The 12,697-nt window shown below is 30.6% G+C and carries 14 protein-coding genes; 3 read left to right on the top strand and 11 right to left on the bottom strand.

The features are described 5' to 3' along the window. The first annotated feature begins 105 nt into the window (after positions 1-105). Positions 106-648: a hypothetical protein gene (locus ACQYZ7_RS08255; protein ID WP_430729297.1), complete on the top strand. Its 543-nt coding sequence runs from the start codon at positions 106-108 to the stop codon at positions 646-648. Here ACQYZ7_RS08255 and ACQYZ7_RS08250 read toward each other — a convergent pair. The 10 genes from ACQYZ7_RS08250 to ACQYZ7_RS08205 form a co-directional block, all read right to left on the bottom strand. After that, positions 645-1,649, bottom strand: a complete 1,005-nt coding sequence (locus tag ACQYZ7_RS08250) for a hypothetical protein (RefSeq protein WP_430729296.1) — start codon at positions 1,647-1,649, stop codon at positions 645-647. The genes ACQYZ7_RS08255 and ACQYZ7_RS08250 overlap by 4 nt on opposite strands. A gap of 21 nt (positions 1,650-1,670) precedes the next feature. Beyond that, a complete protein-coding gene (locus tag ACQYZ7_RS08245; RefSeq protein WP_430729295.1) occupies positions 1,671-2,396 on the bottom strand; it encodes an aspartyl/asparaginyl beta-hydroxylase domain-containing protein in 726 nt (241 codons plus the stop codon). A 166-nt stretch (positions 2,397-2,562) separates the two neighbouring features. Next, on the bottom strand, positions 2,563-3,705 hold the full coding sequence (locus ACQYZ7_RS08240; protein ID WP_430729294.1) for a geranylgeranyl reductase family protein: 1,143 nt from the start codon (positions 3,703-3,705) through the stop codon (positions 2,563-2,565). Between the two features lie 55 nt (positions 3,706-3,760). Continuing rightward, positions 3,761-4,774, bottom strand: coding sequence for an endonuclease/exonuclease/phosphatase family protein (locus tag ACQYZ7_RS08235; RefSeq protein ID WP_430729293.1), 1,014 nt, complete (start codon positions 4,772-4,774; stop codon positions 3,761-3,763). Then, entirely contained in the window at positions 4,775-5,635 is an 861-nt protein-coding gene (locus tag ACQYZ7_RS08230) for a rhomboid family intramembrane serine protease (protein ID WP_430729292.1), read from the bottom strand. A 41-nt stretch (positions 5,636-5,676) separates the two neighbouring features. Next, positions 5,677-6,402: a rhomboid family intramembrane serine protease gene (locus tag ACQYZ7_RS08225; protein ID WP_430729291.1), complete on the bottom strand. Its 726-nt coding sequence runs from the start codon at positions 6,400-6,402 to the stop codon at positions 5,677-5,679. An 8-nt stretch (positions 6,403-6,410) separates the two neighbouring features. Beyond that, complete coding sequence (gene mutL, locus ACQYZ7_RS08220; RefSeq protein ID WP_430729290.1) at positions 6,411-8,264, bottom strand: DNA mismatch repair endonuclease MutL; 1,854 nt, start codon at positions 8,262-8,264, stop codon at positions 6,411-6,413. After that, the gene (locus ACQYZ7_RS08215; RefSeq protein WP_430729289.1) at positions 8,265-8,546 is read right to left on the bottom strand and encodes a riboflavin synthase subunit beta; all 282 of its coding nucleotides are present in this window, start codon (positions 8,544-8,546) and stop codon (positions 8,265-8,267) included. A 179-nt stretch (positions 8,547-8,725) separates the two neighbouring features. Further along, the gene (gene ribH / locus ACQYZ7_RS08210; protein WP_430729288.1) at positions 8,726-9,232 is read right to left on the bottom strand and encodes a 6,7-dimethyl-8-ribityllumazine synthase; all 507 of its coding nucleotides are present in this window, start codon (positions 9,230-9,232) and stop codon (positions 8,726-8,728) included. Next, complete coding sequence (locus ACQYZ7_RS08205; RefSeq protein ID WP_430729287.1) at positions 9,232-10,017, bottom strand: tetratricopeptide repeat protein; 786 nt, start codon at positions 10,015-10,017, stop codon at positions 9,232-9,234. Before ACQYZ7_RS08205 ends, ribH begins: the two co-directional genes overlap by 1 nt. Positions 10,018-10,130: 113 nt before the next feature. Between ACQYZ7_RS08205 and recF the strand changes: the two genes are divergently transcribed. Further along, positions 10,131-11,210, top strand: a complete 1,080-nt coding sequence (gene recF / locus ACQYZ7_RS08200; protein WP_430729286.1) for a DNA replication/repair protein RecF — start codon at positions 10,131-10,133, stop codon at positions 11,208-11,210. Between the two features lie 36 nt (positions 11,211-11,246). Next, entirely contained in the window at positions 11,247-11,546 is a 300-nt protein-coding gene (locus ACQYZ7_RS08195; RefSeq protein ID WP_099215390.1) for a DUF721 domain-containing protein, read from the top strand. Positions 11,547-11,689: 143 nt separating this feature from the next. On the opposite strand, the gene ACQYZ7_RS08190 is transcribed toward ACQYZ7_RS08195, so the two are convergent. Next, positions 11,690-12,649, bottom strand: coding sequence for a hypothetical protein (locus ACQYZ7_RS08190; protein ID WP_430729285.1), 960 nt, complete (start codon positions 12,647-12,649; stop codon positions 11,690-11,692). Positions 12,650-12,697: the final 48 nt, after the last annotated feature.

Raw genomic sequence — 12,697 nt, 5'->3', positions numbered from 1 at the left:
GTGGGGGTGTGGGGTTTCTATCAAAAAATCAAAAAAAGCCTTGTTTGCAATGTTTTTACATAAACGTCAAGAATTTATTTTATAACCTGATAAAAGATATTTGAAATGAAAAGGGTAAATAATATTTTAGAGGTAATTGTAGTATGTATATTGTTTATGGGATGTCAGAAAGAAACTCCGCAAAAAGTTGTTGAAAAAACAGTACTTAAAGCCAATTTATTAACGGCTAATTATGGTACAGGATACTTTAAAGAACTTAAAGAATTACAAAAAAATGAATATTTAAAGTATTATGATAATGATGGAGAAGAATATGCAGCAACATATTTTCAATATCTTCATAGAGTTACCATACCAAACCTTGAGAGAAGTTTAAGGGATATTCAGAATTTAGAGGTAAATGAAGATTCTAAAGAATTGATAAGTGCTTCTATTGAATTATTTGAGTTTTGTATAGACTTTTATAAAAAGGACTATGCAGAAATAGCATATATGTATGATGAGGGAAAAACTCAACAAGAAATTAATATGCTAATCAATGAGTTTAAAGCTAAAAGCCTCGAAAAGTTTAAAGAAAAAAACTTAGAACTAGATGAGGCAGCAAAAATTTATGCTGAGAAAAAAGGAGTGAAACTAAAATTTGTTTAAACAATTTTTAATTCAAGTTTAGGCTCAGAACCAATTACATATTGAGACTTAATAGTTAAGGATTCTTTTTTGTTGTCGGAAACATCCTTAATGTATTTAGGAATAGTTAAGCCACTTTCATTTATAATAAGTTTCTCATTTCTATAAATTGTAATTTCTGTCATCACCACAATTTCACTAGCTGTTGAAAGTTCTTCCTCTTTTAAAACCGTATGCTTTTTAGTAAAATCTAATTTGTTTGAAGTTTTTTCAAACAACCAATCATTCGAGTTCATGGCTTTTTTACTAACCTCAAAAACGTTATTGTGTTTGAGATAACATTTTTGCTGAATATCAGTTTTTTTAACTTTAGAAGAGCCTGTACCAATAGCTAATGTAATTTTCTCAGGAATAAAAATTGTATCTGAATCAGATTGCCTCATTAAATTATAAAAAATAGAAACTTGTTGTTCACTGTCCAGCGCACGTTGCATGGTCTCACTTATAATAATATCAGGAGAAAAGTTCTTAGGGAATTGATATTTTGTAGCGTCTTGATTTATAAAGTTGATATTATTAGTTTCAAAACCTAGCTTTTTAATTGTACTTTTTAAAGTTTCAAAACTTAGAGGATTTACCTCTAAAAGCGTGTATGTTATATTCAAATCAGCATACTTCAATATAAAAGGAAGTATGAGCGAAGCAAAAGGACCTGTACCAGCATAAAGTATATGTAATGAATCTTTTTGTTGAATTTTTTCTTGAATAGCAATATTAATTCCTATGATAAATTTTAGTGTTCTTACTAAATCATCAAGACAATTAGCAGCCCATAAAGTGCCAATTGCAATACCATTTTCAAATAGAACATTGTTTCTGTGCTCCTCATTATTTATAGTTTCATTTGAAATGCCTAGTAATAGTTTTTTATATTTTTTTAGAGCCGAAAAAGATTTAGAGTAATCCTTTGTGTCTTCAAAAAATACAGATGTAATACGTTGTAACTCTTTTTTTAAATTCATTATAAGCTTTTATAAAAGGTGTTATTTTGAAGTAAATTTTAATATTTTCTGCTCTAAATCAAAAATCAACTGTTCAGAAGCAGGCTCATTTTGATGTTTTAATTCGTTTAAAATCAAGCGAATTGTTTCAGGAGATTCAATTTCTTCTTGTATAGGTTGGAAGCTTTCTTTTGGAGCAAGAGAAAAAAATAGAGAGTCAGACCATTCGTTTCTTTCAGCATCGATAACTAAATGAATACGATCTTCTTTTCCATGATTAGCAACAGAGTGCTCATAATTTACATTGGTATACCAACATTCACCAGGTAACATATTCAGCTTCTCATTATTTAAAACAAATTGAACCTTACTGTTGGTAGTAATTGGAATGTGTAAACGAAAGTTTCCATCTTCATAACCTAGTTTGTAGTCACGATGAGGTTTTATTTCTGCACCCACACCTAATCGTAATAAACGAGCAGATAAAATAGGACATTTAAAAGAACTAATAACTTCTTTAAAATAGTTACAGTTACTCATTATTGGAGTCTCTATAACAGTGTTATTTCCATTTTGGATAGCAAAAATATTAGAAGAATCCCCGTTTTTAGCATACAAGGAAATAGCTTTCCATTCTCCCTCATACCCTGATGTATTAAAGTGAGGAATCCAATGTTGGTTTACAACTAAAGAATAATCATATAAAAGCTTAGCTATGTCGAAGAGAAAAGGAAGCTTCAAAAATGAGGCAGTTTTAGTTTTTTTCACTTGTGTGTAAAATTTAGAATTACAATAATTGTTCCAATGAACTTACAGCAAGTTAATGGAAAAATAGCATACTGAAAGTCTTTTCAGGATAAGTGCTGAATTTTTAAGTATAAGTGGAAGAATTTTGAAAATAAAAAAGCAACCTTTTGAGGTTGCTCTTGAGTTTTTAAAAAACTAAATCTTTAATTCGTTTAGTTATTGTTTTTTTTATGTCTTTAGGGTAGCTTCTATCTCCATGAAAAACATCAGCCATGGCTTCACTAAACTGCTGACCGTATTTTTTTAGTAAAATATTTCGGATACTTTTTTGCTCGTAAAACCACTTAGAGAGCCACAAGCCTGTTTTTATTTCTGGAAGTAAGTTTTCAGATATCTTTTCTAGATATAATTTTGCAGCTAATTCTGGCTCTTTTTTAGATTCAATAATAGCTTCAGCAGCTAATTTACCACTGTAAATAGCGTTGGAAATTCCTTCTGCAGTAATAGGATCAGCAAAACCAGCAGCATCACCAATTAAAAACACATTGTTTTTAACAAATCCGTCTGTACGAGGAGCAACAGGAATTTGAAACCCATGCTGAGATTCATTAATAATATTAGTAATATTTAAAGTTTGTAAATATTGCTGATAGTGTTCTTTTAAGTTAATTTTAGTTCTTCTAGCTGAAGCAACTCCAATAGATAAATGTTTTTTCTTTGGAAAACTCCAAGCATAGCCATAAGGAATAGCATCAATATCAAAACGAACTTCTTTAGATAAACGTTCAAAGTCTTCATCAGAAACCTCTACTTCATATTCTAAAGCAGGAATTAATTTACGAGTATCTTCTTTCCATCCTGCCATTTTTGCTGTTGGACTCAAAGCGCCGTCTGCAGCAATTACAAAATTAGTAGTAAAATTCCCCTGAGATGTTTCAAGAGTAATAATGTCATCAGAAAAAGATAATGTTTTTAGTTTGTGATTTTCTAGTAATGTGGCACCAAACTCTTTTGCTTTTTTCGTAATAAGATTGTCAAAAGAATCACGCATAATCATAGAAATAGTAGGTTGCTCTCTATGCGTTTTAAAATGAAGTTTCTTTCCCAAATAAATATCAACAGTATGAAACTCTTTTTCAACTACTTCTTCAATATCAAAAGGTAAGTTTTTACGACCTCTAAAAACAAAACCACCTCCGCATGTTTTATAACGGGGTAAAGTTTCTTTTTCAATAATCACAGTTGAAATACCTTTTTGGGCTAAATAAAAAGCTGTTGAAGCTCCTGATGGTCCGCTGCCAATTACAGCAACATCATAGTGTTGTTTCATAGTTTTATTTTTAAGTTGGTTAAAAATACACTTTTATACCGAATTAAAAATAAAGTTACCAATGTAAGCGAGCCATAACTGGGTAGTGGTCAGAAAGTTTAATGTCTCCGTAAGTTTTAAACTGATTAATTGTTGCCTTGGTATCTGTCAGAACAAAATCGATACGCATAGGGTAGGTATATCGAAAAGATTTACCTAAGCCAATTCCACATTCAATAAAAGCATCTTTTTTATGAGTAGCTAATTGTTTGTAAGCCCAAGAATAGGCAGTATTATTAAAATCACCACAAACAATTTTTTTTCCTTTCCATGAATACTCATGTTGTTGGATTAATTCGACTTGATTTACTTGTTTTACAAAACCGTTTTCTAAACGTTTAAATAAACGCTCAGAATTTTTTTCTCCAAAATTTTCTTTCTTCGGATTCAGTTTTAATGATTCTAAATGTACATTATATACACGAACTGTGTCTTTCTTAATAAGAATATCAGCAAAGATAGTATTATTAGCACTGTGTTTAAAATCAAGCGAACCAGAGTTTATAATGGGGTGTTTGGAGTAAATAGCCAACCCAAACTTATTAGTTTTCGTTTTTGTTTTTACGTATTTGTATGGAAGCTTAATATCAAGTAATTTAGAGTTGTAAAACTCCTGTATTGCAATAACGTCTGGACTTTGATTATTAATAAATTCATAAATTTTCTGCTCAGTGGTTACGTCATCTTCATGCTTGTAATGATTAAATAGATGAACATTATAACTCATTATTTTTAAATCATCATTTAAGATTACTTCTTTGTTTGAAAATTTAACTAGGGGAGTAGAAATAAACCACCCTATGGCTAAGACAAGTATAGATAAGAAGGCATTTTTGTGCATTTTTATAAGCCAATACACAAAAAAACAAATATTTACAATAACTAAAAACGGAACAAACAATCCAAAAACAGAAAGAAAGGGAATTGTTTGCGGTGATATATACGGAAGTACATACGATAGCAGTAAAACAGCTGCAAAAACTGAATTGATAAAAAATAAAAACTTATGAGCTATCGAAAACTTTTTCATCTAATTTTTTCCTTGTTTAAATAAAAACTCTTTTTCACTTTTACTTAAAGTATCGTACCCAGATTTACTGATCTTATCTAATATAGCATCAATTTCTTCTTGGTTTCTTGTTTTATCAACGTTTGGTTTTGGTGTTTTATTACCAGATTTATAAACTGTTTTTAGCTTTTTTTCTTTTTTAGTAAATAGCTGATTTATTGATTTAAAAATATCCAGTTCCTTATTACTAGCACTACGAACATAGAAAAAGCCTAGTAGAGCTCCTCCAAGATGTGCTAAATGACCCCCAGCATTACCTGCAGGAATTTGAATAATATCAATAGCAATCCAAATACAAGCTAACACCCATAGTTTTACAAAACCAATTAGCGGGAATTTTAATTCGTAATTAGGTATGTAGGTAGCAATACCAATAAAAATAGCAGAGATACCTGCCGAAGCACCTAATAGAACACTATTATGAGCAACGTTTTGTAAGGCAGGAAAAAAATTATAACTAGCAACAAAAATAATTCCTCCAAACAGTGTTCCTAATAAATAAAAACTAAGTAATTGTTTAGAAGTAAAATATTGCTGAAATAAATGCCCAATATAAAATAAGGCAATTAAGTTTAGTAGGATGTGTAAAAAACTAGTGTGTAAAAAACCATAAGTTATAATCGTCCATGGTTTTAGTAAAAAGTCATCAAAATTGGCAGGTAGTGCTAGCCACTCTACTAAAAAGTTGGTTTTTAATTGAAAAAGAAATCCAAAAGTATTGGTAACAAAAACAAGTAAGAAGATAGCTAAGTTCACATAAATTAATTGCTCAACAATCCCTGCGTGTTTAAATCTATATTTTAAGTTTTCGAGTATATTCATATTTTATGACATCTAGAATAAAGACAAGTTAAGATACTAAATTAACGAAATTTAAATTGATTTTTTTTCCAGTACCATGCGATAATAAAACCAATAATAGCACCACCAATATGAGCGAAATGCGCAATGTTACCAATAGAGTAGCTTGTCATACCAAAGAATAAGTCACTTACTATAATTAGAGGAATAAAGTATTTGGCAGCAATAGGAACAGGGAAGAAAATCAATGCTAGTTTAGCATCAGGATAAGTTAATCCAAACGCAACTAGAATTCCATAAATAGCACCCGAAGCACCAACGGCAGGTGTGTGATACAAGCTGTAAAACTCACTCATAGTTTTATTAGACAAGGTAATTAAACTGTCGTTATATTGTCCAGAGGTTAAAATGTTTTGAATTTCAGCGGGAGAAATACCCATTCCAATTAGTTGTTCGTATATTCCATTAAATTGATAATAATTGGCAAAAGTGTAAATTAGACCAGCGCCAATTCCTGCAGAAAAATAGAAAAACAAAAATTTGTTTCGGCCCCACATTTGTTCAAGTGGAGTACCAAAAGCCCATAAAGCATACATGTTGAAGATTAAGTGCATAGTTCCGCCATGCATAAACATGTGCGTAACATATTGCCAAACCCCAAAATGTTCGTTTTTAGGATAATGTAAAGCAAATAGATTAGTTAAATCCATATTTAATAACTGCGGAGCAAAAAACAGAATCACGTTAATGATTATTAAATGCTTTATGGCTTGTGTTAATCTAGGCATATTACTTTTTATTTATTAAAAATGGCGTCTATCTCGTTTAAAGCTAATGTTTTAAACGTAGGTTTGCCAAATGGTGAAATGTTAGGTTCTTTACAAGAAAATAAGTTGTTTACTAAGTTTTCTTGTTCTTTATGGTTTAAAGTAGTTCCTGTTTTTATGGCTAGTGACTTAGCAAATGATTTTGCCATTACGTCAAAATGACTAAAACTAGTATCAGGTACTTCAAGTTTGATATCGTCTAATAATTGTTCTAAAATAAGGGTAATTTGACTTTCACTTATTGAGGTTGGAATTCCAGCAATTACCACACTTTCTTTGGTGAATTCATCAAACATAAAACCAGCACTTTCTAAATCAGACTTTATGCTATATATCATTTCAATATCTGATGAAGAGAATGAAATATTCACAGGAAATAATAATTGTTGACTACTTGCTTCTTTAACAGTAATGTTCTCTAAAAACTCCTCGTATAAAACTCGTTGATGTGCTAAAGATTGATGAATTAAAACCACTCCTGATTTTATAGAGCTTAACAAGTATTTTTTTTGAATTTGGAATGTTTTTCCAGTTTCAGTTTCTTGTTCAGACTCAAAAAGTTGCTCTTGTTGAGCAGGTTCAATAGTATCAGTATTTGTATATAAAGCTTCCCAACTTCCAGTATCTTTTTTAAAATTAGATTGATAACTGTGTGTTGTAGTGCTTTTTGGTGAGCTACTCGAGCTAGAAGGCTCTTTGTAACTAGTTTCAGTTTTAAAAGGATTAAAGGTAGGGTCAACGGTTATCGGAGGAACAGAAGAGCCACTTTTTTTACTATAATCGTAAGGAGTGTCTAAAGTAGAATCTCTATCAAAATCCAATACAGGAGCTACATTGTACTGTCCCAAACTATGTTTTACAGTAGCTCGTAAAATAGCATATAGAGCTTTTTCGTTATCAAACTTAATTTCCGTTTTTGTAGGGTGGATATTAATATCAATCGTATTTGCAGGTACTTCTAAATATAAGAAATACGAAGGGTGTGAACCACTTTCCAACAGCCCTTCAAAAGCATTTACTACTGCATGATTTAAGTACGAGCTTTTTATAAATCGGTTATTAACAAAAAAGAACTGCTCACCGCGTTTTTTCTTTGCAAATTCTGGTTTAGCTACAAACCCATTAACTGTAATAATATCAGTTTGCTCATTAATAGGAACTAATTTTTCATTCATTTTCGTTCCAAAAATAGCTACTATACGTTTACGTAAGTTACTTTTCTTTAAATGATAAACTTCGTTGTTATTATGATGTAATAAAAAAGAAATATTAGGATGCGCTAAGGCTACACGTTGAAATTCATCAACAATATGACGCGTTTCAACAGTGTCTGATTTTAAAAAGTTACGACGTGCAGGAATGTTAAAAAATAAATTTTTAACAGCAATACTAGTTCCTTTTGCTGTTGAAACTACTTCTTGAGAAGTTATTTCACTACCTTCAATTTTTATCTGTGTACCTAATTCATCATCTTCTTGCTTCGTTTTTAATTCAACATGTGCAATAGCAGCAATAGAAGCTAAAGCCTCACCACGAAACCCTTTAGTATTTAAGTTGAATAAATCTTGTGCATCTTTAATTTTAGAAGTAGCATGACGTTCGAAACTCAAACGAGCATCGGTTGCACTCATTCCTTTACCGTCATCAATTACCTGAATTAAGGCTTTTCCAGCATCTTTTAACAATAAGGTGATAGAAGTAGCACCAGCGTCAATTGAATTTTCAACCAATTCTTTTACCACAGAGGCAGGGCGTTGAACCACTTCTCCAGCAGCAATTTGATTCGCAACATGATCAGGTAGTAGCTGTATAATATCTGACATTTAATTATTTTTTGAGAAAAAGATTGAAAGGTCAAAATCGATAAAAAACAAAAAAATAAGCGTTAAAACTAACGCTATAACAACGATAGTTTTATTTAGCTTGTAGCCAGACTCTTTAAATTCGTCAATAGCAGCATTAAATTTTCCTTTTAAACCTTTTTTCTTTCCAATAGTAGTTCTGTATTGATCAAACTTCTGCTTTATTTCATAAGGATTTCCATCTCCTTTGTAATAACGAGGTTTGTAATCAAATTTTTTATTTTCTTTTTTGATAAATCCCATAAAATTGTTGCTTCTTTAATAGCTTACGTGGAACAAAAATCACACCAAATAAGACGAATTCCAAAGTTACTGAATTATAGAGAGGTGGTCAAAAAAAGTGAGTAAATTAAAGTTAAAAAGCGTCTAAGTTGTACAACCTATACGCTTTTTAATAATGTTTATCTAAAAAAAGAATTTGATTAAAAACCTAATGAGTTTGAAGTACGTTCATGATTTTTAATTGCCGCCATTTTAACTGCTGCTACAGCACATTCAATTCCTTTGTTTCCTAAATTTCCGCCTGAACGATCAATAGATTGTTGTTTGGTATTGTCTGTCAATACACAGAAAATTAGAGGAACATCGTATTTAATGTTTAAATCTACAATTCCTTGTGTTACTCCTTCGCATACAAAATCGAAATGCTTTGTTTCACCTTGAATCACATTTCCAATAGCGATGATAGCATCTAGTTTTTGTGTTTCAATCATTTTTTTCGCTCCGTATACTAATTCAAAACTACCAGGAACATCCCAAGAGATAATATTTTCTTCTGTAGCTCCACAATCTAGTAAAGTTTCAATAGCACCTTTGTGAAGGTTTCCCGTAATTTCAGGGTTCCATTCTGAAACAACAATCCCAAATCGAAAAGGTTTCGCATTTGGGATTGTTGTTTTATCGTAATAAGATAAATTTGTTGTTGCCATTATTGAGCGTATTTAGCACTGTTGATATATTTTTCAATATCTCTTCCTTGATCAGAGTCAGCGTATTTTTCTTTAATGGTTGTATAAAGTTCTTCAGCTTTACCATACTCTTTTAAATCCATTGCAACTTGAGCTGCTTTGAATAAAAATAAAGGTGTAGTAAATTGATTGTCTTTTTTATTAGCTGCTTGTTGATAGTAGTCTAAAGCATCTTTTGGCTGGTTAATATCAGCAAAAGCATCACCAATAGCTCCTAATGCAGTAGGCCCTAATAGTTCATCATCAGAACTAAAGTCACTTAAATACTCGATAGCCTCTTCGTATTTTTTCATTTTTAAGTAAGAAATACCAGCATAGTAGTTTGCTAAGTTTCCTGCTTTTGTTCCTCCAAATTGCTCAGCAACATCAATAAAACCATATTTACCATCAACTCCTCCTATTAAAGCTAAGTTATAGATAGAATCTGCTTTAGCTCCAGCAAAAGTTGCAGCTTCTTCAAATAGGGCTCTTGGATATGCTAATTCATTTGAAGCCTCTTGTTGTGTTGGCTCAGCAATAAATTTATTATAAGCTAAGTACATTAAAATTACAGCTGCAATAGCTACTAATCCGTAAAATAATGGCTTGCTGTTTTTTTCAATCCATTCTTCTGATTTATTCGCTGTATCATCTAAAGTATTAAATACTTCAGCTGTAGTACTTTGTGTCTCATCAAAAGTTTCTTCTACTTCATTTGTAACCTTTTCTTTCTTAGGTTTGTAACCTCTTTTCTTGTATGTAGCCATAATTGCTTAAAAAATTAGTGGCGACAAAAATAGTTTTTTTAATTGGATTTTAAAAGTCGTTTTTTCGTAAATTTTCGATAATTTGCGCTTTCTTTCAGTAACAAGGCTTATTCATGTATTTGCAAAAACTTTCTTTGGTTAATTTTAAGAATATCGAATCGCAAACTTTTGATTTTCAAAAGAAAATAAATTGTTTTGTAGGAAGTAACGGTATTGGAAAAACTAACGTACTTGATGCAATTTACTATTTGTCATTTGCTAAAAGTTACTTCAATTCAATAGCAGGACAAAATATTCGTCATGGTCAAGATTTTTTCATGGTTGAAGGTGATTATTTATTGAATAATCGGCAAGAAAAAATTATTTGCTCTTTAAAAAGAGGGCAAAAAAAAGTGTTAAAGCGAAATGGAAAAGCCTACGAAAAATTTTCAGAACATATTGGACAGTTACCACTGGTAATAATTTCTCCTGCAGATAGAGATTTAATTGTTGAAGGTAGCGAAACTCGTCGTAAATTTATTGACGGAGTAATTTCTCAGCAAGACAAAAAGTATTTACAAACTTTAATTTCGTATACTAAAACTGTGAGTCAGCGAAATGCATTGCTAAAATATTTTGCTGCAAATAGAACGTTTGATGCGTTAAATTTAAAAGTATATGATGAACAGTTAGTTGAATATGGAACGATTATTTATAATAAAAGAAAGATTTTTTTAGAAGAGTTTGTGCCTATTTTTAACGCAAAACATCAAATTATTTCAGGAGCAAATGAAGAGGTAAACTTACGTTATAAAAGTCAGTTGCACGATATGGCTTTAGAGGATTTGCTACAACAAAACCTAGAAAAGGATAAGATGCTACAGTATACATCAGTAGGGATTCATAGAGATGATTTGAACTTTGAAATTGAAGAGCATCCTATTAAAAAATTTGGCTCTCAAGGGCAGCAAAAATCGTATTTAATAGCATTGAAATTAGCACAATTTGAGTTCATAAAGAAACAATCTAATGTAACGCCAGTTTTGTTATTGGATGATATTTTTGATAAGTTAGATGAAAATAGGGTAACCCAAATTGTTGACTTGGTAAATAGTGATGAGTTTGGGCAAATTTTTATTACTGATACACATGCTGATAGAACAGAAGAGGTGATAAAAAAGAGTAACCAAGAATATCAGATTTTTAAGTTATAATGTTGTTGCTAGACAAGTAAGATAAAAATAAAACTAATGGCTAAAAGAGAAAATGATAGTTTTTCATTAAAAGATTTGATGGGAAGTTTTATTCAAGAGAATAATAAGTTAAAAAAAGGGTTTCAAAAAATTCATATTGACGAAGCTTGGGAAAAACTGATGGGTGCTGGAGTAGCTTCGTACACCAGTGAAGTAAAACTACAAAACGGAACTTTAATTGTTCGTTTGTCTTCTTCGGTACTACGAGAAGAGTTAAGTTACGGTAAGGATAAGATTATACGTATGATTAATGAGGAAATAGGAGAGGAGCTTGTTAAAAAACTGATGTTGGTGTAGAATGCAAGGTATGTAATAAGCTACTAAAACAAGCTTTTGCTATAGTAAAAAGTGGTTTACCATATGACACAAATTATAAAAGTACTTTGGTTTAAAAAAGTATAAAATTTACTTGTTTTTGACTTTAGTTCTTATGGGTTGAGTTATGTATAAATTTGTTGTTTTTTATTTAAAATCCCTTCAAATTCAGATGGTAAAAACCAATCAAAACTAAGTTTTTCCTTAGCTTTGTGGGATGCAAGATTTATCATTGGAGCATATTCTTTTTTCATATCTAAAAGTTTAAAATATTCTCTTTTCTCTATGAATTTTGTAAACTCAGCTTGTTTGATTTTACCTTCTTCTATAAGGTTATTATTTATGTAGTTTGATATTTTAGGATGTTTAAAAATTAATTCGTTCAAGTGTTTATTTTGTTCTATTGAAAATGTATTCATTTTACTCTTATAATCATCTGTCCATTTAACGAGGTAAACACATTCTTCAAAATCATCCTTTTTTATGTAAGAACCTTCTCTTCTATCGTCTCCTCGCCACGTGTGTACTTTTACATTAAAAATATTAGATAAATTTTCTGCAAAGTCAGCATTATTGTTTTTTTTCAGTTCGAACGTATCATCTCGATAATATAAATTCAATATAAACAAGGCCCCCGTTGCTAAGAGTAAATTTTCAAGATTTCCTTTTTCTAAATTTTCTGTGCGATTATGTTTTACTGCTTGGTAAGCTCTTTTCCATTTAGAACCACTTGTCCCTCTTTTGTTAGCTTTATTTAGAGGTCTAAAAACTCTGTTATTTGGTTTTGTGAAAAAGAAATTTGAAGAACTTACAATAACCTTCTTCTTACTTAGATCCCATTTTTCTTCTAAAAATTTTAAACAATCCATATCAAAAAATAAATCAGTATTATTTTCTTTAGTTCCCCCATTTTGAAAATATAATTCCTTTGAAATTGCTTCAATTTCTACTGAACATCTAATTAATAATTCTGAAATTTTTACCGAGTAAACACTCAGTTGTTGGTCATCGAAATGAATTAAATTTGATAATTCAACTATTTCTTTTTCAAGGTTTTTGTAAATCGGCCAATATAAATTTATCATTTTCTTCGGTTTCAGTTTTTGTCTTACCCTTAACGGCTTGTATAAGCG

Source organism: Tenacibaculum sp. SDUM215027, from assembly GCF_050566205.1.
GTDB lineage: Bacteria > Bacteroidota > Bacteroidia > Flavobacteriales > Flavobacteriaceae > Polaribacter.
Note: the sequence above shows the minus strand (reverse complement) of the source record. Positions and strands in the feature narration are given on the sequence as shown.

What these genes read in the sequence shown, in the direction of transcription:
- ACQYZ7_RS08255 (WP_430729297.1), top strand. Translation starts at nt 106, where the DNA reads ATGAAAAGGGTAAATAATATTTTAGAGGTAATTGTAGTATGTATATTG.
- ACQYZ7_RS08250 (WP_430729296.1), bottom strand. Translation starts at nt 1,649, where the DNA reads ATGAATTTAAAAAAAGAGTTACAACGTATTACATCTGTATTTTTTGAA.
- ACQYZ7_RS08240 (WP_430729294.1), bottom strand. Translation starts at nt 3,705, where the DNA reads ATGAAACAACACTATGATGTTGCTGTAATTGGCAGCGGACCATCAGGA.
- ACQYZ7_RS08235 (WP_430729293.1), bottom strand. Translation starts at nt 4,774, where the DNA reads ATGAAAAAGTTTTCGATAGCTCATAAGTTTTTATTTTTTATCAATTCA.
- ACQYZ7_RS08230 (WP_430729292.1), bottom strand. Translation starts at nt 5,635, where the DNA reads ATGAATATACTCGAAAACTTAAAATATAGATTTAAACACGCAGGGATT.
- ACQYZ7_RS08225 (WP_430729291.1), bottom strand. Translation starts at nt 6,402, where the DNA reads ATGCCTAGATTAACACAAGCCATAAAGCATTTAATAATCATTAACGTG.
- mutL (WP_430729290.1), bottom strand. Translation starts at nt 8,264, where the DNA reads ATGTCAGATATTATACAGCTACTACCTGATCATGTTGCGAATCAAATT.
- ACQYZ7_RS08215 (WP_430729289.1), bottom strand. Translation starts at nt 8,546, where the DNA reads ATGGGATTTATCAAAAAAGAAAATAAAAAATTTGATTACAAACCTCGT.
- ribH (WP_430729288.1), bottom strand. Translation starts at nt 9,232, where the DNA reads ATGGCAACAACAAATTTATCTTATTACGATAAAACAACAATCCCAAAT.
- ACQYZ7_RS08205 (WP_430729287.1), bottom strand. Translation starts at nt 10,017, where the DNA reads ATGGCTACATACAAGAAAAGAGGTTACAAACCTAAGAAAGAAAAGGTT.
- recF (WP_430729286.1), top strand. Translation starts at nt 10,131, where the DNA reads ATGTATTTGCAAAAACTTTCTTTGGTTAATTTTAAGAATATCGAATCG.
- ACQYZ7_RS08195 (WP_099215390.1), top strand. Translation starts at nt 11,247, where the DNA reads ATGGCTAAAAGAGAAAATGATAGTTTTTCATTAAAAGATTTGATGGGA.
- ACQYZ7_RS08190 (WP_430729285.1), bottom strand. Translation starts at nt 12,649, where the DNA reads ATGATAAATTTATATTGGCCGATTTACAAAAACCTTGAAAAAGAAATA.